The sequence below is a fragment of the Escherichia sp. E2661 genome (genome assembly GCF_004745185.1).
Lineage (GTDB): Bacteria > Pseudomonadota > Gammaproteobacteria > Enterobacterales > Enterobacteriaceae > Escherichia.
This window is the reverse complement of the sequence record NZ_PDIG01000094.1, coordinates 1-553: the sequence shown is the minus strand read 5'-3', so window position 1 is coordinate 553 and position 553 is coordinate 1. Positions and strand designations below refer to the sequence as shown.

Annotated in this window: 2 pseudogenes; one reads left to right on the top strand and one right to left on the bottom strand. The window is 51.6% G+C overall.

Going from position 1 to position 553, the window contains the following annotated elements:
- Positions 1-381, bottom strand: a pseudogene (locus tag CRI63_RS24070) (ABC transporter transmembrane domain-containing protein); the annotation flags it as partial.
- A gap of 11 nt (positions 382-392) precedes the next feature.
- Here CRI63_RS24070 and CRI63_RS24635 point away from each other — a divergent pair.
- Positions 393-553 (top strand): annotated as a pseudogene (locus CRI63_RS24635) (hypothetical protein); the annotation flags it as partial.

Below are 553 nucleotides of genomic sequence, written 5' to 3'. Positions count from 1 at the left end.
ATCAACGTCACCACGCTGTGGATGGGCGAGCGGTGTTTCCATAAAAGTTTTCAGGCTGTCAGCCGCGCCAACAGCCTGGGCTTTGGCATGATAAAACAGTGCCGAGATCACGTAACGGCTGGAAAAAACTCGGGGGCGAGGATCAACGCAAGGAAGCCCGCAGACAACGTCACGCCCGTGCTGTAGTGACCGAAATCCAGCTCACCAAGATAAGAGAAACCAAAATACACCGCGACCAGGGCAATCGACAGCGAGGTAAAGAATTCAAGAATACCGGAGGATAAAAAACGCCAGGCGTAATACTTCCATGGTCCGTTGGCGAAAATCTTCCGAAGCCGAACGGATACTTTCAATTTCAGCCTCGCCACGACCAAAAATACGCNNGNTAAATTTTGCCGCTTATTGCCCAATTTAACCTTAGCGCGCGATTCGATTTACAGGTGCTGGAATCCCTGCTGAAGTGGCTGGCAACCCACCCTTGCGACAAGAAAGGCCCGCGCTTTTCAGTCAATTTAATGCCGCTCACTCTGCTGCAAAAGAATATCGCCGGGCG